This is a genomic window from Anaerovirgula multivorans (assembly GCF_900188145.1).
Classification (GTDB): domain Bacteria; phylum Bacillota; class Clostridia; order Peptostreptococcales; family Natronincolaceae; genus Anaerovirgula; species Anaerovirgula multivorans.
In genome coordinates this window covers 69,136-86,297 of the sequence record NZ_FZOJ01000003.1, presented here as the reverse complement: position 1 = coordinate 86,297, position 17,162 = coordinate 69,136, and the positions used below count along the sequence as shown (strand labels likewise).

Annotated in this window: 17 protein-coding genes, 2 tRNA genes and 2 pseudogenes; 12 read left to right on the top strand and 9 right to left on the bottom strand. The window is 34.4% G+C overall.

What is annotated here, in order from left to right:
• Window positions 1–31 precede the first annotated feature (31 nt).
• Window positions 32–1,060 (top strand): tripartite tricarboxylate transporter substrate binding protein, encoded by a 1,029-nt coding sequence (locus tag CHB72_RS04115; protein ID WP_207652493.1) that lies wholly within the window; start codon window positions 32–34, stop codon window positions 1,058–1,060.
• 389 nt (window positions 1,061–1,449) lie between these two features.
• Here the strand turns inward: CHB72_RS04115 and CHB72_RS28195 are convergent.
• Window positions 1,450–1,605: pseudogene (locus CHB72_RS28195) on the bottom strand (hypothetical protein); the annotation flags it as partial.
• A 46-nt stretch (window positions 1,606–1,651) separates the two neighbouring features.
• Between CHB72_RS28195 and CHB72_RS04105 the strand changes: the two are divergent.
• From CHB72_RS04105 to CHB72_RS04085, 5 genes and pseudogenes are all read left to right on the top strand, one after another.
• Window positions 1,652–1,804 (top strand): annotated as a pseudogene (locus CHB72_RS04105) (tyrosine-type recombinase/integrase); the annotation flags it as partial.
• Between the two features lie 229 nt (window positions 1,805–2,033).
• On the top strand, window positions 2,034–3,122 hold the full coding sequence (locus tag CHB72_RS04100) for a hypothetical protein (RefSeq protein ID WP_089281599.1): 1,089 nt from the start codon (window positions 2,034–2,036) through the stop codon (window positions 3,120–3,122).
• 14 nt (window positions 3,123–3,136) lie between these two features.
• Entirely contained in the window at window positions 3,137–3,589 is a 453-nt protein-coding gene (locus tag CHB72_RS04095; protein WP_176431185.1) for an RDD family protein, read from the top strand.
• 223 nt (window positions 3,590–3,812) lie between these two features.
• The gene (locus tag CHB72_RS04090; protein ID WP_089281597.1) at window positions 3,813–4,019 is read left to right on the top strand and encodes a helix-turn-helix transcriptional regulator; all 207 of its coding nucleotides are present in this window, start codon (window positions 3,813–3,815) and stop codon (window positions 4,017–4,019) included.
• Between the two features lie 90 nt (window positions 4,020–4,109).
• Window positions 4,110–4,400, top strand: a complete 291-nt coding sequence (locus CHB72_RS04085; RefSeq protein ID WP_089281596.1) for a hypothetical protein — start codon at window positions 4,110–4,112, stop codon at window positions 4,398–4,400.
• A 261-nt stretch (window positions 4,401–4,661) separates the two neighbouring features.
• Here CHB72_RS04085 and CHB72_RS04080 read toward each other — a convergent pair.
• Both CHB72_RS04080 and CHB72_RS04075 read right to left on the bottom strand, forming a co-directional pair.
• A tRNA-Thr gene (locus tag CHB72_RS04080) sits at window positions 4,662–4,738 on the bottom strand.
• Window positions 4,739–5,002: 264 nt separating this feature from the next.
• Window positions 5,003–6,736: an ABC transporter ATP-binding protein gene (locus CHB72_RS04075; protein WP_089281595.1), complete on the bottom strand. Its 1,734-nt coding sequence runs from the start codon at window positions 6,734–6,736 to the stop codon at window positions 5,003–5,005.
• Window positions 6,737–6,951: 215 nt separating this feature from the next.
• On the opposite strand from CHB72_RS04075, the gene CHB72_RS04070 reads away from it, so the two are divergent.
• Entirely contained in the window at window positions 6,952–7,866 is a 915-nt protein-coding gene (locus CHB72_RS04070; protein WP_089281594.1) for a phosphatase PAP2 family protein, read from the top strand.
• Between the two features lie 244 nt (window positions 7,867–8,110).
• On the opposite strand, the gene CHB72_RS04065 is transcribed toward CHB72_RS04070, so the two are convergent.
• From CHB72_RS04065 to CHB72_RS04050, 4 genes are all read right to left on the bottom strand, one after another.
• Window positions 8,111–8,425, bottom strand: a complete 315-nt coding sequence (locus CHB72_RS04065; RefSeq protein ID WP_089281593.1) for a hypothetical protein — start codon at window positions 8,423–8,425, stop codon at window positions 8,111–8,113.
• Window positions 8,426–8,529: 104 nt separating this feature from the next.
• Window positions 8,530–8,757 carry a hypothetical protein gene (locus tag CHB72_RS04060; protein ID WP_089281592.1) on the bottom strand — a complete coding sequence of 76 codons (228 nt, stop codon included), beginning with the start codon at window positions 8,755–8,757 and terminating at the stop codon, window positions 8,530–8,532.
• Window positions 8,741–9,112, bottom strand: a complete 372-nt coding sequence (locus tag CHB72_RS04055) for an ABC-ATPase domain-containing protein (RefSeq protein WP_089281591.1) — start codon at window positions 9,110–9,112, stop codon at window positions 8,741–8,743. The genes CHB72_RS04060 and CHB72_RS04055 overlap by 17 nt, the downstream gene beginning before the upstream one ends.
• A gap of 161 nt (window positions 9,113–9,273) precedes the next feature.
• Window positions 9,274–9,349 (bottom strand) — tRNA-Thr (locus CHB72_RS04050).
• 239 nt (window positions 9,350–9,588) lie between these two features.
• Here CHB72_RS04050 and CHB72_RS04045 point away from each other — a divergent pair.
• The 5 genes from CHB72_RS04045 (at window position 9,589) to CHB72_RS04025 (ending at window position 14,998) form a co-directional block, all read left to right on the top strand.
• Window positions 9,589–10,119, top strand: a complete 531-nt coding sequence (locus CHB72_RS04045) for an ECF transporter S component (protein ID WP_089281590.1) — start codon at window positions 9,589–9,591, stop codon at window positions 10,117–10,119.
• A 20-nt stretch (window positions 10,120–10,139) separates the two neighbouring features.
• Window positions 10,140–10,733 carry a class I SAM-dependent methyltransferase gene (locus CHB72_RS04040; RefSeq protein ID WP_176431184.1) on the top strand — a complete coding sequence of 198 codons (594 nt, stop codon included), beginning with the start codon at window positions 10,140–10,142 and terminating at the stop codon, window positions 10,731–10,733.
• Between the two features lie 188 nt (window positions 10,734–10,921).
• Window positions 10,922–11,545 (top strand): metallophosphoesterase, encoded by a 624-nt coding sequence (locus CHB72_RS04035; RefSeq protein WP_089281588.1) that lies wholly within the window; start codon window positions 10,922–10,924, stop codon window positions 11,543–11,545.
• Window positions 11,546–11,559: 14 nt separating this feature from the next.
• Window positions 11,560–12,555 carry a hypothetical protein gene (locus CHB72_RS04030; RefSeq protein ID WP_089281587.1) on the top strand — a complete coding sequence of 332 codons (996 nt, stop codon included), beginning with the start codon at window positions 11,560–11,562 and terminating at the stop codon, window positions 12,553–12,555.
• A 106-nt stretch (window positions 12,556–12,661) separates the two neighbouring features.
• Window positions 12,662–14,998 carry an S-layer homology domain-containing protein gene (locus CHB72_RS04025; protein WP_089281586.1) on the top strand — a complete coding sequence of 779 codons (2,337 nt, stop codon included), beginning with the start codon at window positions 12,662–12,664 and terminating at the stop codon, window positions 14,996–14,998.
• A gap of 168 nt (window positions 14,999–15,166) precedes the next feature.
• Here the strand turns inward: CHB72_RS04025 and CHB72_RS04020 are convergent, their stop codons facing one another.
• Window positions 15,167–15,979, bottom strand: a complete 813-nt coding sequence (locus CHB72_RS04020) for a hypothetical protein (protein WP_089281585.1) — start codon at window positions 15,977–15,979, stop codon at window positions 15,167–15,169.
• A gap of 22 nt (window positions 15,980–16,001) precedes the next feature.
• Complete coding sequence (locus CHB72_RS04015; RefSeq protein ID WP_089281584.1) at window positions 16,002–17,129, bottom strand: ParM/StbA family protein; 1,128 nt, start codon at window positions 17,127–17,129, stop codon at window positions 16,002–16,004.
• Window positions 17,130–17,162 lie beyond the last annotated feature (33 nt).

Sequence of the window (17,162 nt, the reverse complement as noted above, 5' to 3'; positions counted from 1 at the left end):
ATAAAATAAATAATTAAAAAGGGGAATGATTATGAAAAAGAGAAATCAAATTAAGAAGTTTATGTCATTAATTCTTTTGGTTGCTATGATAACAGCAATATTTGTTGGTTGTTCAAGTGATCAAGGTGTACAGGAAACAAGTGAAAATGACGATACTTCGTCTGCAAATGGCAGTGAATGGCCTACTAAACCAATTCAATTAATAGTTCCGTTTAATGCTGGTGGAGACACTGATTTCCATGCAAGAACCTATGCAAAGTATCTTGAACCAATTCTTGGTCAACCTGTAGTTGTTATGAATGTAGCTGGTGCAAATGGGAGTGCTGGTACTATTCAGGTAAGAGATTCTAAAGCCGATGGATATACTGCTCTATTTTTCCATGATTCAATGCTTATGAATAAGGTAGTAGGAGTAACTGATTTTGCCCATGAAGCCTTAGATGTTGCAGCAGCTGGTATAATGGATAACTCTTATATTTTAGCAGTTAACGCAAGTAGTCCATATCACACATTAGACGATTTAATAGAAGCTGCAAAAGAGAATCCAGGCCAACTTAAATACGCCTCCTCTATTGGTGGGTATACCTACTATGTTGGTGCTTTATTAGAAGAAATAGCTGGAGTATCCTTTAATAAAGTAGATGCAGGTGGGGGTTCGGATAGAAATGCTGCCCTATTAGCTAATCAAATTGACACAAATGTAAACCCATATGGAGTAATGAAGCCTTACATCGATTCAGGGGATTTCCGAGTGTTAGCATTATTTTCTGCAAACCGTAGTGGATTATTCCCAGATGTTCCTACTGCAATTGAGCAAGGATATAATTTAGTTGCTAGACGTGCTTATTTCCTTTCATTCCCTAAGGGAATTGATCCAAGCATAATTGAAAAAATGAGCAATGCTATGGAAGAGGTTTCTCAAATGTCTGAATATGCTGACGATGTATCTACTGCCTATGGATTAGAGCCAGATTTCTTGAACACTGAAGAAGTGAATGAATACCTTGATAATGCTATGGAAGAATTTATGGCAGATCAAGAGCTAATTTTAGGGAACTAATATAGACATACGCTTTTAAAACTAAATTTTAATATACACGGGCTACGGTTTCGCCCAAAACCGTGGGCTGCAAATGTAGCCCTTAGTATATTAAAATTTAGAGGCGTATGTCTATAGAATGTATAAGGTTAGTTAAAGATAGATATTGATATTTTAGGAGAATAAAGGAATGGATATATTGCTGATATTTCTAGCATATATAACCATTCCTTTGAACCTCTTCCTTACCAAAACAGGTATTTTGCCAGTTTTGGCTATTTTCCAACGTTTTATATTGTTTTATAGTTTTTAGACAAATGTTAATATTTCAACGTTTCAAAGTGTTTTTTGTTTCTTAACATTTTACACCGTTTTTTAGTTTCGTTAGAAGAATGTTAGAAGTGATTTTTCTAAAAATCCACTAATCCTTCCATGCGATCTGCAGCTGATTTTTGCATTGATGGTATCAAATGAGAGTATGTGTCGAGAATTATTTTTATACTAGAATGACCTAATCGCTCCTGGACTACTTTAGGGTTCTCCCCAGCAAGTAAAAGCATAGACGCATGTGTATGACGGTTATGTAGAGCTCTACATAACCGTCATAGTTTTGCAACGGATTTACTTAGAAGTGGAGATTTTTCAATTAGGGAAGTGCAGGAGCTTCTAGGGCATAGCGATATATCAACCACGCAGATCTACACCCATGTGACAATAGATGAAATGGCGAAAAAGTTTAAGAATAGGGGTAGTATAAGAAAATAGAGTTTATCTTTCTCAAAATAACAAGGGAAAGGTTTATGTAGTAATTCAGAGATGGGATAAAACTGGGTTAATCTCCATCTTTTTTGTTTTTTTGGAGGATTTACCATTATATTGTAGAAATAGATAGAAGATGTTTAATAGAATAGTTGATGCTTAGGTTAAATTAATAAAAAAGCCTAGAGCACTTAAATAGAATATCTGCATATTAAAGATAAAAGGAGGAAAAAAATTGTTAAGCCTAGAAAGTATAAACAAAAAAGTACAAAGAGCCCAAGCAGCAGTACCTAAAGTAGTAAATGCAAGAACAAACCAAGCCAAACAAATCACCCTAATAGCAGTAGCATCCACCCCTAAAGTTATAAACCCTAGCGGTGTAAGCTCTGCAAAGAAAGCTGTGAACAAAAGGGAAAATGCAGTAAAAGGTAAAGGGAAACAAGCAAAACAAATCATAGATAAAAAAGTAAAAGATGGGAAAGAGAAAAAAGCGAAAAAAGAAAGGATACTAGACAAACTAAAAAAAGAAAGAGAAGATACTTGTACAACAGTAAAAAGAGGGACAGTAACAACAGGGGCAGTTACAGCAGTAGGAGTTGCAGATGCAGGTAGAAACTGGTCAGAGTTTCAAGACAAGCTTTTAGGTAGAGGAAAGTATGCTAAAGCTGATGCAACTACTAAAACAGCGAGAGGTAAAGTGAATATTAAACCTGGAGTGTCGAATGAAGTAATTGGCAAAGTGGGGGATGATAAGGGTACGGGTAATGATAATCAACTATCCACAAAAGATATTAAGGCAATAGTTGCTTCCAGTGTTCAAAGAATAAACAACGAAGCATTAGTTACCACTTGGGAGTTTGGAGTAGGTCTAGGGGGAGCTATTAAGGTTAAATCAGCTGCTGAAGTAAATCTTACTGGTAAGTTTATTACTTTTAATGGAGATTTTCAAGGTGGAGAAAATTATGCTGTATTGGGTGAAGGTAACGCATATGGCAAACTTTCAATACCTGGAACTGATGTAGGATTACAAACGGGGGGATATATTAAAAATAAATTACCAAATCATGTAAGTGATGGTAAGATTGATGGAGGCTTTGACATAATTAAAATAACTGCATTTGAGAAAAGTGGATTTTCTGCCGACTTAGTATCTTCTCTTACAGATTTAGAACAGGATATATTAGCCTCTGTATTAGAAGAATTGGAACTTGGAATGGGTTTCGAGTTGTATTTAGCTGTTGGGGGGGGAATATCTGCTGAACTGCAGCCAGTTAAGGTGTTGCAAATAATTAAGGAAGAAACCCAAAAACATATAAATAAATAATGGGAGGGTTCAAGTTGAGTAGTAATAAAATACAAAGAATTATAAAGCGTTTCATAGCAATGTCTATAGATATGATGCTTGCTTCTATATTATGTATAGCCTTCTTTTTTGCATTACTTAGATTCGGATATAATTATGAGATAGTGTTAAATTTTATTACTATGTCAGATAGAGGTTTAAGTTATTTCTACTTATTTTTCATAGTATTCTATTATACTGTTCTAGAAGCTATATTAGGGACAACTATAGGAAAAAAAATATTTGGCTTAATTATAGTAACCTCCTGTATGAGTAAGCCTAAAGTACATCAAATAATTATTAGAAATTTATTCAGAATATCTGACCAAATATTATGGTTAGGTAGTTTAACAGTTATTTTCGATAAGCAAGGTAGGAGATTAGGAGATATTATTGCGAAGACAATGGTTATAAGTAAAAAGGAAGCAAAAGAACGGCAGAATGTGTGACAATATCTTTGAGGTAGCGTATGAAATATCAAAGAGTGTGTCAAAGGGATAGAGTTGTTGACAATCTCTGAACAGAAACAATTAAGCGACAGTGAATACGGTAAATGCGAATAATAATATTAATAGATTTGTTTAAACCATAGCAAAATAATTGTCGGAATTTTTGTAAAGGAATTTTCTCTTCAATGGCTAATATTTATTTAAAACCAATGAGGGGGAGACCATGAAAGTTAAAAATAAGTTTTTAGAAATTCGGTTGCAGATGGGATATAAATTTCAAAAAGATTTTGCAGAATTTTTAGGATTAAGCCAGTATCAATACAACCGCTATGAGAGGAATGAAAGACAACCATCCCTAGAAGTAACATTAGATATTTGCGGAACTAATAAATTAAATATGGATCCAAGGGACATATTTTACCTAGATTAATTTCTAGGTATTTTTTATAATTATTTTTATAGAACAGGCAATATTTAAACCATTTCGGCATATATTGTATTAAGAAAAGGAGATGGTCACATGTGTAAAATATTTGAGTATCCTACAAAAGAAGATAAAATCTATATTCATAGCTTGATACAATACTTTGCTAAAGGGCAGATATCTAGACAAACGTACATGGACCTAGTGGCAAACGTCCTTGAAAAATACAACGTGAAAAAAATTCATATGAATGGCTACCGAATTAAACTTGAGAAATACGAAGGAATAAATATTATAATCCTGGAGGGAAATGAGATATACGACTACTGCCCCAGCTGCAGGTCTACTTTGTATCGGTATATGATACCTTCGGGTACAAAACTTTAGAAAACCTGAAAGGAGGGATATAGGATGAAATTTATCGAGGATAAGTGTAGAGAATCAAATTTATTTTCTTGGCTAGTGGCCATAGCAGGTTGCGGGTTGATGATTTGGATATATTTTTTATAAACTGGATTTAAATCCAGTTTTTTTCTTGTTTTCAAATGGTAAAATATGGTTTATTAGAAAAACGTTAGAAGTTTTCCAAAAAATGTAAAAACCCACCCCTCGAACCAATTCAAGAAGTGAGTAATTTCAATAAGTAAATGGAGCTGATGAGCGGACTCGAACCGCCGAACCTCTTCCTTACCAAGGAAGTGCTCTACCTGCTGAGCTACATCAGCATATTTAAGTTTAAAGGGCTTGTTTAACCCTGCGAAGAATATTATATAATATAATTTCCTTCATGTAAAGGGGGAAATGCATAAAAACTTGCATTTATTTTTTACCAATTATATTGGTTCAATGCTATATTTAGATTGATATTTTCAAACAAGCTAAAAGACTAGAAAAAATCGCAAATACCTACTTATGATACAAGAAACCACTTTAAACGTAATAACGTTAGCGTGGTTTCTTGTATATACATATATCTATTACCATTTTAACTAAGCAACATCAGGCGCTAACCCGGTAAACTGAGCCTTATAAAGCCTTTTATATATTCCATTCTTCTTTAATAAATCCTCATGGTTCCCTTCTTCAACGATTCCTTCATCCGTCAACACCATAATTCTATCAGCATTTTTGATAGTGGCCAAACGATGAGCAATAATTAAGGTGGTTCTATTTTCAGAAAGCTGTTGTAAGGATTCTTGGATTACCTTTTCAGTCTCATTATCTAAGGCAGAGGTGGCTTCGTCTAGGATGAGTATAGGAGGGTTCTTTAAAAAGATCCTTGCGATAGATAATCGTTGCTTTTGTCCTCCTGACAGCTTTACGCCCCTCTCTCCAATATAGGTGTCATAGCCTTTTTCTAGGTTCGTAATAAATTCATGAGCATTGGCTCTTCTGGCTGCCGCTATGATTTCTTCATCAGTAGCATCTATTTTTCCGTAAGTAATATTCTCCTTTACGGTGCCAGAAAACAAGAAAACATCCTGTTGAACAATCCCGATATTTTGACGTAGCGATTTTTGAGTAAAGGATCTAATACTTCTGCCATCAATATTGATAGCGCCCTTTTCAATTTCATAAAACCTCGGAATCAAATTACATAGAGTTGTTTTACCTCCACCAGAGGGACCTACAATAGCAACAGTTTCACCAGGTTCAATGGCAAAACTAATATTTTTCAAAACATTTTCCTTATTATTATAGCTGAAGGTAACATCTTGGAAGGTAATTCTACCATCAACAGTAGGGATATCTTCTGCGTCTGGTTCATCGAGAATCTCAGGCTGTAATTCAAGTGTTTCAAGGAAACGATGAAAGCCTGCCATACCTTTTTGATAGTTTTCTACTAAGATAGTTAGCTTTCTCAAAGGTTGTAAAAACATGGATACATAAAGTAGAAAGCCCATCAACTCTCCAGTTTTCATATTTCCCTGATAGATAAAGTATCCACCTACAATCAGCACCAATAGATGGATGAAGTTTGAAAAGAAAGTAACGCCTGAAAAAAATTCTGCCATAACCTTAAAGGCACTTTCTTTTGACTTTTTAAAATCTTCATTTCCAGTTTCAAACTTTTCTTCTTCATATACCTCGTTAGTAAAGGATTTAACCACTCTCACTCCAGAGATACTATCCTCCACTTGAGCATTGATATCCCCCAGCTTCACTCGCATATTCCTAAAGGCATCCTGCATCCGCCTATTTTTCATAATTGTAAATATCAATACAATAGGAATCAGAGAAAAAGTGATTAAGGTCAGTTGCCAGTGCATAGACAGCATGATGATAAAGGAGCCGGAGAGGGTAACAAATGCTATAAATAAATCCTCTGGCCCATGATGAGCAAGCTCTGATATTTCATTTAAATCATTCACCAATCTAGACATTACTTGGCCAGTTTTGGTGTTATCATAATAGTTAAAGGATAGCTTATGGAGATGCTGGAATAAATCCTTACGCATTTGGTACTCCATCCTAACACCTAAAACATGTCCCCAGTAATCTACAATGTATTGTAAAATACTTCGTAGGATGTAGAGCAGCAGCATACCTGCACCTACCCATAGAATCGTCTGAAGGTTTCTAGTATCAAAAACATCATCAATCATTCTCACAACCACATAAGGAAATACCAAGTCCATAATTGCCATAATAAAAGCACAGGTAAAGTCCAAAGTAAACAATGGTAGATGAGACTTATAATAACGGACAAATTTTTGTAGCATAACATAACACCTTTCTTTTCTATATAGAATCTTCATTAAAGCAATAACATTTCCTTCAAATATTATACCATAATACAAGCATGAGAAAAAAATAGAATGACTTAAAAATAATAATAAAGTTTCCCAGAAATAGGTTCAAAAGACTTTTATTGCTTAGCAACTACATGGATGCTATAATTAATTAACGATTAAGACAAGTTTGGAGGTGCTTTCACATGACAGATGTTACCTTTATATTATGGCTACAGCAGTTTGCTAATGGCTTTTTAGACTGGTTTTTCACAACGATTACCAAGATAGGAAATCCGGAGTATTATATAATTGTGATTCCTTTGTTTTATTGGTGCGGAAGAAAAAAAGATGCTTTTCGTCTTGCTCTGTTCTTTTTAATATCATCCTATGTAAACTCTGCTATTAAGGGTTTAACTGATATGACAAGGCCATCGGCAGATCAGGTGAGGATTCTGTATCAGGAATCGACCCTAGGTTCTTCCTCCTTTCCAAGCGCGCATACGCAAGGAGCAGCAGCGTTTTGGGGCTATATTGCTTGGTATTTTAGGAAAAAGTCAGTAATGGCTTTCTGCATAATCATTATTTTTTTAGTGGGTTTATCAAGGCTTTATTTAGGGTTGCATTACCCTATTGATATTTTAGTTGGATTAGTTTTGGGAATATTTATACTCTTATGCTATAATGGTCTATTAAATAGAACGGCAGGACAAATTGCTGATTTTCCCTTGGTAATTAGACTGCTTGTGTCTATAATCATACCAATATTTTTATTGATGATTCCCGGACATGATATAGGTATGCTAGTGGGTTTTGCCATCGGATTATTGACAGGATATCAATTGGAAGCTGAATATTTAAACTTTAATGAATCTGGATCTACAATAAAGCAAGTAATTAAATTCCTAATTGGAATGAGTGGACTCTTTGGTATCAGAATTCTTCTAAAGGATTTATTTATCCTAATAGCCTTTAATGGATGGAATGTTATTACTGCTGATGTTGTTCGTTATGGAATCATAGGATTTTGGGCAACTTATCTAGCTCCTTGGCTATTTATTAAGTTAGGTTTATCAAGAAAAAAGAGCAAGTTCTTTGGCAACGCAGTTAAATATTTTTAAAATAAATACATATAGGCATACGCCCCTAAATTTTAATATACTAAGGGCGAAACCGTAGACCGTGTATATTAAAATTTAAGTCTAAAGGCGTATATCTATAAGAATATGAAAAGCTAAAAAGAGGTTTTCTCAAAATAGAAAATAATTTCTATAGGTGGAACCTCTTTTTTTGCAAAAAGATAAAAGATAAACTCCTAAGAATCTATCTTTTAATTATAATGTAATCATTAAAGCAACATTGATTTTAGCTCTTAGGAAGGAAATTTTTCGATATAGCAGGTATTTCTGGTGGTGGAGAAGGTGGACCGGCTAGTGGATGTCTAGGTGCATGCACTACTGTGATACTAGATAAGATAACTTCTCTTTCCACTAAATTTTTATCTGAATCATATTTTTCGCGAATCTCAGCACGAGGAATCACAACGGTTACCTCATGAGGGATTTCTGGGTCTGTTATTCTCGACATCTTTATTGTCAATCCATTAAGCTTGACATCAATATAATCAGTTTGAGGTTTCTTATTAGGGATTATTTTTTCAACCAACTTTTTAATTAACATAACACTCCCTCCTGTACTACAAAATATTCAGTAATACGATGAAGGGTGAGGGAGACTTTTGCTTGTAAACGCAATCTTTCTATAGCAGGAGTATGCTTCTTTTCCTATTTAACTTTTAAATATCTATATCTATTTAAAGCAGCTGCAACTTCTTGTTTTCTGGGTAAAACTAGATTGCCAGGATGTCCCGTATAAGGTGAAATTGCCTCTAATCCTTCCTGAGAGATAATATTGTATAATATATCAAGTGTTTCGCTTAGACTAGTTCTATCATCTACTAGGTTTTCCATGATGTATCTTAACATAAAGGCGATACTATTGGTTTGATTCACGTCCACCAACTGTTCCAGGTAATCTAAATTTCCCTATACTTAATAATCCGCTTTTACTGGAACCTCCGATTTTTTTGTAGTATAGATCAGTGTTATTAACAAAGAGTCTAGTTAAAAAATCAATAACAGTTATTTTTTTATGAGGTTCATCAAACAGATTACAAGGAAATTGAGCTTTTTCTTGAGATAGGATTACTCTTACCCTAGAGGGTGGAGCAAAGGGATCTGATTGTACATAGTCAACGGATAATACATAATCATGATAAAGATATTCTCCAGTAATATCTTTATAGGCTTTATAGCCTCTGCCATCTATTCTTTGTAATTCTTTCTCTAAATCCTTATTATTTTTCATGATCTTTCCTCCAATAACACTGTAAAGTCTGTTAACCCTATTGTACCCATTTTTTGCTTGAATTTCAAAAAACAAAAAAAGAAAGAGTCTATTCCTTCCTTTTGTAAGCCAGCTATAATAAAAGGTTCTATCTCAACCAAGGATAGAACCTTTCCAGTTTCTGGAGCTGGGAAAGGGACTCGAACCCTCGACCTGCGCATTACGAATGCGCTGCTCTACCAGCTGAGCTATTCCAGCATAGATGATTATGTAATTATTATAGTGGAAAAAGAACTTATTGGCAAGGCGAAAAAATAAGTACTAATAAAAATGTTAAAGCTTAGAAAAAACAATTGCTTTCTTAGAAAAAATGTGTTATTTTATTAACAAGGAACAAATAACAAATACATATTATAATGAAAAGAAAACCACGAAGGTTTTAAAAGACAGAAGTCTTATACCTCGGTGGTTTATTTTTTGTAAAGGGAGGAATTATCATGCAAACAAGAAAAATGGTTACAGCAGGATTTTTCATAGCTTTAGGTGTTATATTCCCTATATTATTTCATATGGTAAATATGGGAGGAGCAGTGTTTTTACCTATGCATATCCCTGTACTGTTGGCAGGGTTTATATTAGGAGGAAAATATGGTTTTATTGTAGGATTACTAACGCCTGCACTTAGTTCTCTATTAACAGGTATGCCACCTCTTATGCCAATATTACCTATAATGACGATAGAGCTTTCACTCTATGGCTTAGTGGCAGGCATCTTATCTGAAAAGACTAATATTAATAATATATTTAGTTTGTTAGCAGCTATGATTTGCGGTAGAGTTGGAGGCCTTATTACCGTATATTGTATGGCCAATTTACTGGATATTGTAAAGCTACAACCAATGATCTGGATAAAAGGTGCAATAACAACAGGGTTGCCAGGGATGGTTATTCAAATCATATTCATACCGGGGTTATTGCATATGTTGAAGCATGCCATGAAGCGGGATATATCCTATAGCTTTAAATAATAGAGAGTATGGAGGTATATATGAGTTCACAAGTAAACTTTTTTAATTCAGTGGCGCATAAATGGGATAGTATGATTGTTGTAAATGAAGAAAAGATTAATTATGCTTTAGATAGAACAGGTTTAAGCGAAGAAAGCAGCATATTAGATGTAGGGACAGGAACAGGAGTGATGATACCCTTTCTATTAAATCGAATAGGTCTAAAGGGTAAAATAACAGCTGTTGATATAGCTGAAAACATGCTTGATGTAGCAAAAGAAAAATTTCAAGGAGAAGATAGAATAGAGTTTCTAAATATAAACATAGAAGAGGAAAAAGTAGAAGAAACCTTTGATTTAATTATTTGTTACAGTGTATTTCCTCATTTTACAAATAAAACGGAAAGTATTAAGAAGCTAATAGATAATAATTTGAAGAAGGATGGAAAACTGTTAATATTTCATTCTCAAAGCAAGGAAAAAATTAATAGTATTCATCAAAAAACAGATGCTGTTGTAGCTGAAGACAAATTGATTGATCTTGATAGACAAAGAAAGTTATTTGAAAATGAAGGTATGAAGGTCTCTATGGGAATAGATAATGAGGAGATGTACTTAATTATTATTGAAAAATAGTTTACTCATCAGAAAGATAGTAAAAGCTCTAAGGTGAAGAATAACGTACCTTTAGAGCTTTTTATTATAGTAATATCCAGTCAGCTTTGTAACGGGATAAAAAAGGAGAAATATCAAGGTGTGTCGAAGTTACAACAATTAATAAAGGATTGAATGCTGAATTTATACTTTAGAATAGAGGAACGAAGATGAAAAAACTTGAAAAGATTAAAACATGGATAGGATTATTCGTGAATCGACCCTATATTCCGGAAAAACTGCAAAAAGCGAAGGGACCTCTTCTCCTACACATAAGTGATACTCCACAAGAAATATATAGCTATATTCTTCTACTAGTCAAGGCTGTAAATCCTTCTTACATTATTCATACAGGGGATTTAGTAGATAATATTAAGCTGGAAATATGTCCTCAGGAAATAGAAGGATACAGAAGCTCCTTGAAGCGGTTTGTTTCACAATTGGAGGGGTGTAGTAAGGCTAGCATCTATTATGTCATGGGAAATCATGATAAGGCTGAAATAGTACAAGGAGTAAGTGAAAGAGGCATAGTAATGTTGGAAGGGCATATAATGATTGAGGGAATTCAATTTTATGTCAGTCACTATCATTTAGAGGAGGAGGTTAAAAGTCAATACTATTTATTTGGTCATAGCTTTAAGCCTAGCAGCTATAAAATCCATCAGCAGATTGGTTTAAATGGAGTAGAAGGGATAAATGTAATCGATTTAGGAACACAACAGATACACAGGTTACCCTATCCTTTTGGAACCAATCAATTTAGGAAGATGGAGCAAAGGAAAATAGGCCTATAGAGGAGGAGAAAAAAATGCTGTTTTTAAGAATGGGTCCACGCCTCTTATTTATCAGAACCAATGCAATCCTAGAAGTGAGTGATTATTTTATGAAATCATTAGAGGGGAAAGAGGTAGATTTCTTTCCTGGTATGGAAGAAGCGACAGAAGATAGTAGTCTCATTTTCATCACAGATGTGCATCCTGTGAAAACAGAGATTAAGGATGCAAAGGCAATTATGATTGTCAATGAACCGGCTTCCATCTGTCTCTCCGCCATGATCAATAGTCACGTATCTCATTTAATAGAGCGGGTAGATATGGGACCATCTTCTATGGTGATGAGAATCGCAGGAAATGAAAAAATTGTTGAGGAGCAAATGTTGGAATTATATGGTGGAAAAGCATTATCAATTGAAGAGGCGGTTAATGAAGGGGAAAAGGGAGATACGATTTTATTTTTAACGCATCAACAGCTTTCAAGATCTTTATCAAGGGAAGATTTAGTGGATACGCCATTATTATTGCCTCATCCTGGATCACAGATTTTTAAGAAGTTGAGAAATGAAGGAATTTTATTTATTACCCGTAGCCTAGAGGATAGAAAATGGTATGAGCTAAGAATCAATATTTACGATGTACAAGGGAAATATCAAGAGCATTATGATCGGTTAAATTTTGTGCTGAATCAGCTGGAACTAGGAATGGTATTGGAGGAGGGATGGACCAAGGATCATGCTTTGACGCTTTTTACTGTCTTAGCTTACCAAATACGACTCTTCACCTTTTATAAACCAGAGGAAATAAAACGAATCCTATTAGGGCTTGAATATGATGGAGACGGAAATCGATGGGTGGATTTAGATTTATATTACCGAAATAGAAAAATTTCCTGGGTGGATATTGATAAAAAAAAGGGAAAACGCATAAAAACACAAGAATGTTTACAGCATAGGGAAGCAATTTTCAAAAAAATATCTGAGGATAGCAAAAAAATTTTACTAGAGGCAGAAAGTAAAATTTCTGTGTAATGAAAAAATAAAAAAAAGTATGGAAGCGAAGGAACTTTTATCCATGCCTTTCGTCTATATAGGTAAAGAAATTTATATAGCATGAATAAAAAAGGAGGTTAGTAAGATGAAAAGGTTTATTAGTATGTTAATCATCATCATATTGATTTTTTCTGTCATGAATAGTGTAGCTTTGGCAGAGACAACATCATCCATTTATTCCAACGATGAGATAGAAGCCTTGGTTCGGACGAAGCTAAGCATAGACAATGAAATAAAGCTAAACTATTCCAATCTCTATACCCAGGATACAAGAGAAAAGAAGCTTTGGAACTTAGAATTTGCTGGTGAAAAAGCAAATATGCATGTGACGGTTGATGCTGAAACTGGAGAAGTTATTAACTTTAACAGCTGGGGAAATCATTTGTATGGAAAACCAGTAGCGATCCTTTCAGATGCAGCAAAGGAAAATGCCGTAAAATTTATTCAATCCTTAGAACCAGAAAAGTTTAAAGAAACTGAGGCAGTAACAGTAGAGGCACCTTCTATGATTCTTTTCCAGTTAAAAATAGACTACTATGAACCTGATAATTATCATTTCTTATTTGTACGAAAAATGAAGGGAGAGTATTTTCCTAACAACTATTTCAAGGTACAGGTATCTGGAACAACAGGAAATATTGTTCAATATGAGATGAGATGGGATGAGGCTGCCTATGATAACGACAAAGCGCTGATATCTGAAGAACAGGCAAGAAAAATTTTCGAAAAAGAAGATCGTCTTCAATTAAAATATGTACGTTTATATAACAATAACAAGGATGAAACAACAAAGGCAGTACTAACACCAGTATATGTGTATGCTCCAAAGGAATCTGATAAAATTAATGCTATTGATGGAAGATTATATAAAATGGAGGACGTGTATTATCAATGGCCTGATTATAGGCCCATGTATGGTACAAGTATGGATAGGGAAGAAGCTAAGGAAGCCATGGCTTCTGGCGGAGGAGAAGTGATTCCAGAAAAAGGCGTGATCTCTAAGGAAAAAGCAGAAAGGATCGTAATAGATACACTGGGAAAAGAACTAGATCTTACGGGCTTAAAGGTACAGAACAGTCAATACACCAATTACTATTTTGGACTTGAAGGTAAATACTGGAATATCTATTGGTGGGATGAGGAAAATGGAAAATACTTGCATGCTGGAGTAGATGCTGAAAGTGGAGATATTATTTCAGCTAGCTTCAGTAAGTCACTAGAGCATGAAGAGCCTGTAGCCATAGAAAGAATAAGTCTAATAAAGCAAGATGTTGCAGCAGAACCTATAGCTATGGAGGTTGATGAAGAGGAATTGGAGGGGACCTATAGAAAACCTGAAATAAGTAATAAAGATGATATTGACGAAACCAAGATAAAAAGCGAAATTCTTGATAAAATGAGAGCAATTTTTCCACATATTAAAGAAGGAGAAATAGATTTTGAGGCCCATTCAAATATAGCAGAAGAGTCACAGATTTATGTAGTTTCACCAAGGTTGATTGACGGTATCCCCTATGATGAAAATTACTTGAATGTAACCTATCAATATACTACTGGGGAAATAGTAAAGTTCGATTACCAGTGGAACAAAGTAGAAGCTCAACCAGCTTCTAAAGTGATAGATAAAAAGGTTATCGAAAAGCAGTTTTATGATACAGTAGGGTTTGAAAAGTATTTGATTCAATTAAAGAACCAGACCGCTGCTACGAAAGAGGGAAAAAATATACCTTTAAAGCAGTTAGTTCCCGTATACGCATTAAAAACCTTTAACTTTAGTTTTATTGACGCTACTAGCGGCAAATTCTTAAATCATGATGGCAAAGAATATGTAGAGGAATCATTAATCAGCGGATTTAAGGATGTTAACAATCACCCCTATGAAAAGGAAATATTGTTAATGGACAAAATGGGGGTACTAAAAGAAGACAGCCAATCTTTTCGACCCGATGAATCGCTGGCTCGAAAGGATGCTATGAAATGGATTGTAGAAATGGGCTGGAAGGGCAGGTTCTATTCTCTAGATGGGTATTATGACTATTATCAAAAGGCGATGGAGTTGCCATTTAAAGACATAGATAGAAACGACCCTTACTATGTATATGTCGTAGCAGCTGTAGAAAATGGTATTATTGATGGAAAAGAAGATTACTTCAATCCTGAGGAAAAGATGACGAAGATGGAGGTAACAAAGTGGCTTTTAAATGCTATGAAGCAGAAACAGCTGGCACAGTTTACAGAAATTTTTCAGGTCTCCTATACAGACAAGGATAAAATTCAAAGTGAAGATATAGGTTATGTAGCATTAGCTAAATACTATAATATTTACGGTGATAAAGAGGGGGAAGAGGCCTTCAAACCAGAACAAGTATTTACAAGAGGAGAATTCATCAAAGCCCTATATAATATGTTAAACAATCAATAACAAAAAGCTTGAGCATACCATCTATAAAAATGGTATGCTCAAGCTTTTTTAATCCTTAGATACCTACATATTAATTTTAATTCTCTAGACTATGCTAGATGAAAAATATCCTATGCAGGGGGAGATGGTATCTAAGTTTACGAAGGAAGGAATTTTATTAATTTAAGGTTAATCTTCAGAGCTCATAATTACTTTAACGATAGCATTGTTATCTAAAGCCAATTGTACTAGATGACTATCAATAATCGTATCACTATTGAAGGCTTTACCAGCAACAGTGATGTTTTCTAATAATTTTTTCCCTAATAAATAGCTATATCGAGGATCTACGTCACTATCTCTATTTATATCATGATTGGATATAGATTCCTTTTCTATTACTTCTTCTTTTGTTGCTTCATCTTCAGATACTTCTTCTACTTCTACTATTTCCATTACGCTTTCTTCAGTTTCTAGGATATCTGAAGAATTCTCTATACTCGGTTCATCTACAGCTAAGGAGAGATCGGTGTTAATAAAGGCCAACTCACTATTTTCCTGTAGAATAGCATTAGATATTTTGGGAGCGATTTCTTTCTCTATATTTATAACTTCGTTAGTTGTGTTTTCTAAAGGCTGTACAATGATAATATGATCCATGTATACGATATCACTTTTCTTTATCCATTGATCGGTCGCCTTGATAGCAGTGATTTGAAAGCTTGCATCAAATTCTATTGTAGAGAGTTCACCTATTTTTTCTCCCTCAAGAGTATAAACTTCTGGTTTTAATGAAGCTGAAAGCAGTGTTTCATTATAGTTACTCTTCAACATCACCGCATCTTGTCCTAAAACAACTTGGTCTATTGGAATATATACATACTTCTCCTGATGTTTACAGTAGAGAAAGGTTAATTTGCTTTGGTGAAATACAAAACCCTTTAAAATGCCGAAGGTTTTTCCGCTTTTCATATAAAAAATTGGTTTTTCAGATATATTCATTAACAAATTGAACACCTACCTTCTAGAGGTTACTAGCTACATCTTTGTAAATTCTATAGAACATACTACCTATGACATTTTGATATTCGCCGGTATCGTTTTTGATACAAGTAAAGTCACTACTAAGATAATGGTTCAAATAAGGGAAAAGGATTTCGCTGCCGCCACCGCAGAAAAGAGCTACATCACAGTTTCCCATGAATTTTGTCTTTACAAATTCTCTAAAGTCCTTACTGAGTTCATAGGCAAAACTATCAAAAACATTTTCTACAATATCGGTAGTGTCAATACCTTCACCTTTTTTTACTTTAAGCACTTTATTATGATAACGAATCATATTATCGATATCATAGGTATACGGCTTTCTATCAAGTTTTTCTCGAAAATTGTTATAGATAATCATAGAGATTTTTTCATAACAATCCATCATGCCCTTCTCAAAAGTATTTACACCCACAGTTCTTAGGCCATCAAAGGCAGCAATATTAATTTGTCCGGAGCCAATATCAAAGACAACTGTCTTTTTGTCTTGGGTATAATCCTCTTTAACAGCGCCATTTTCATTAACTGCATAATGAAAAAATGGTGCGATACCTTCTGGACAAAGGCTAACACTTTCAATATCATAGACTACTTCCTTAATAACCTCGGAGGTATTGGAGGTGTTGTAGTATAGCACCTTTACATTGCCTTTTAGTTTATTTCCATTTAGGTTTGAGGAGATCTTCTGATTAGCAACATATTCTACTAAGGGCTGATTGATAGTAATATCGATAGCCTGTTGATCTTTTTCATACTTAACCAAGTTAGAAGCAATTCCAGTCAACATGCAAAACATAATGACTTCATCATTGAATTTTTTGGCATATCTATTTCTATCTCTTATTAAGACACCTTTGTTTTCAGCAGCCTTTCCCACAAGTTTTTTTCCTAAGGATTCTCCATCTTTAATAACTTCTACTAACATATTCTCAAAATCAACTTTTGTTGAAGATGGCTGTAGTTCAAAGAAATCAAAGCTCGTCCCGTAATCCAGCTCTATCCCAGGCTCTGAGATAATGGTTGGAAAGTTAAAGGGTTTCTTTGCTTCCTCCATAATTTTTGTCAGTCTATTGCCTCCATCGACATACATTCTAATCCTATTTTTCATGAACACGCCTCCTTTATATCATTCATATATTCA

Excerpts from the sequence above, each read along its gene's own strand:
- CHB72_RS04030 (WP_089281587.1), top strand. The coding sequence starts at position 11,560 with ATGCTGTTTTTAAGAATGGGTCCACGCCTCTTATTTATCAGAACCAAT.
- CHB72_RS04020 (WP_089281585.1), bottom strand. The coding sequence starts at position 15,979 with ATGAATATATCTGAAAAACCAATTTTTTATATGAAAAGCGGAAAAACC.
- CHB72_RS04055 (WP_089281591.1), bottom strand. The coding sequence starts at position 9,112 with ATGAAAAATAATAAGGATTTAGAGAAAGAATTACAAAGAATAGATGGC.
- CHB72_RS04015 (WP_089281584.1), bottom strand. The coding sequence starts at position 17,129 with ATGAAAAATAGGATTAGAATGTATGTCGATGGAGGCAATAGACTGACA.
- CHB72_RS04090 (WP_089281597.1), top strand. The coding sequence starts at position 3,813 with ATGAAAGTTAAAAATAAGTTTTTAGAAATTCGGTTGCAGATGGGATAT.
- CHB72_RS04035 (WP_089281588.1), top strand. The coding sequence starts at position 10,922 with ATGAAAAAACTTGAAAAGATTAAAACATGGATAGGATTATTCGTGAAT.
- CHB72_RS04025 (WP_089281586.1), top strand. The coding sequence starts at position 12,662 with ATGAAAAGGTTTATTAGTATGTTAATCATCATCATATTGATTTTTTCT.
- CHB72_RS04040 (WP_176431184.1), top strand. The coding sequence starts at position 10,140 with ATGAGTTCACAAGTAAACTTTTTTAATTCAGTGGCGCATAAATGGGAT.
- CHB72_RS04115 (WP_207652493.1), top strand. The coding sequence starts at position 32 with ATGAAAAAGAGAAATCAAATTAAGAAGTTTATGTCATTAATTCTTTTG.
- CHB72_RS04075 (WP_089281595.1), bottom strand. The coding sequence starts at position 6,736 with ATGCTACAAAAATTTGTCCGTTATTATAAGTCTCATCTACCATTGTTT.
- CHB72_RS04045 (WP_089281590.1), top strand. The coding sequence starts at position 9,589 with ATGCAAACAAGAAAAATGGTTACAGCAGGATTTTTCATAGCTTTAGGT.
- CHB72_RS04070 (WP_089281594.1), top strand. The coding sequence starts at position 6,952 with ATGACAGATGTTACCTTTATATTATGGCTACAGCAGTTTGCTAATGGC.
- CHB72_RS04065 (WP_089281593.1), bottom strand. The coding sequence starts at position 8,425 with ATGTTAATTAAAAAGTTGGTTGAAAAAATAATCCCTAATAAGAAACCT.
- CHB72_RS04085 (WP_089281596.1), top strand. The coding sequence starts at position 4,110 with ATGTGTAAAATATTTGAGTATCCTACAAAAGAAGATAAAATCTATATT.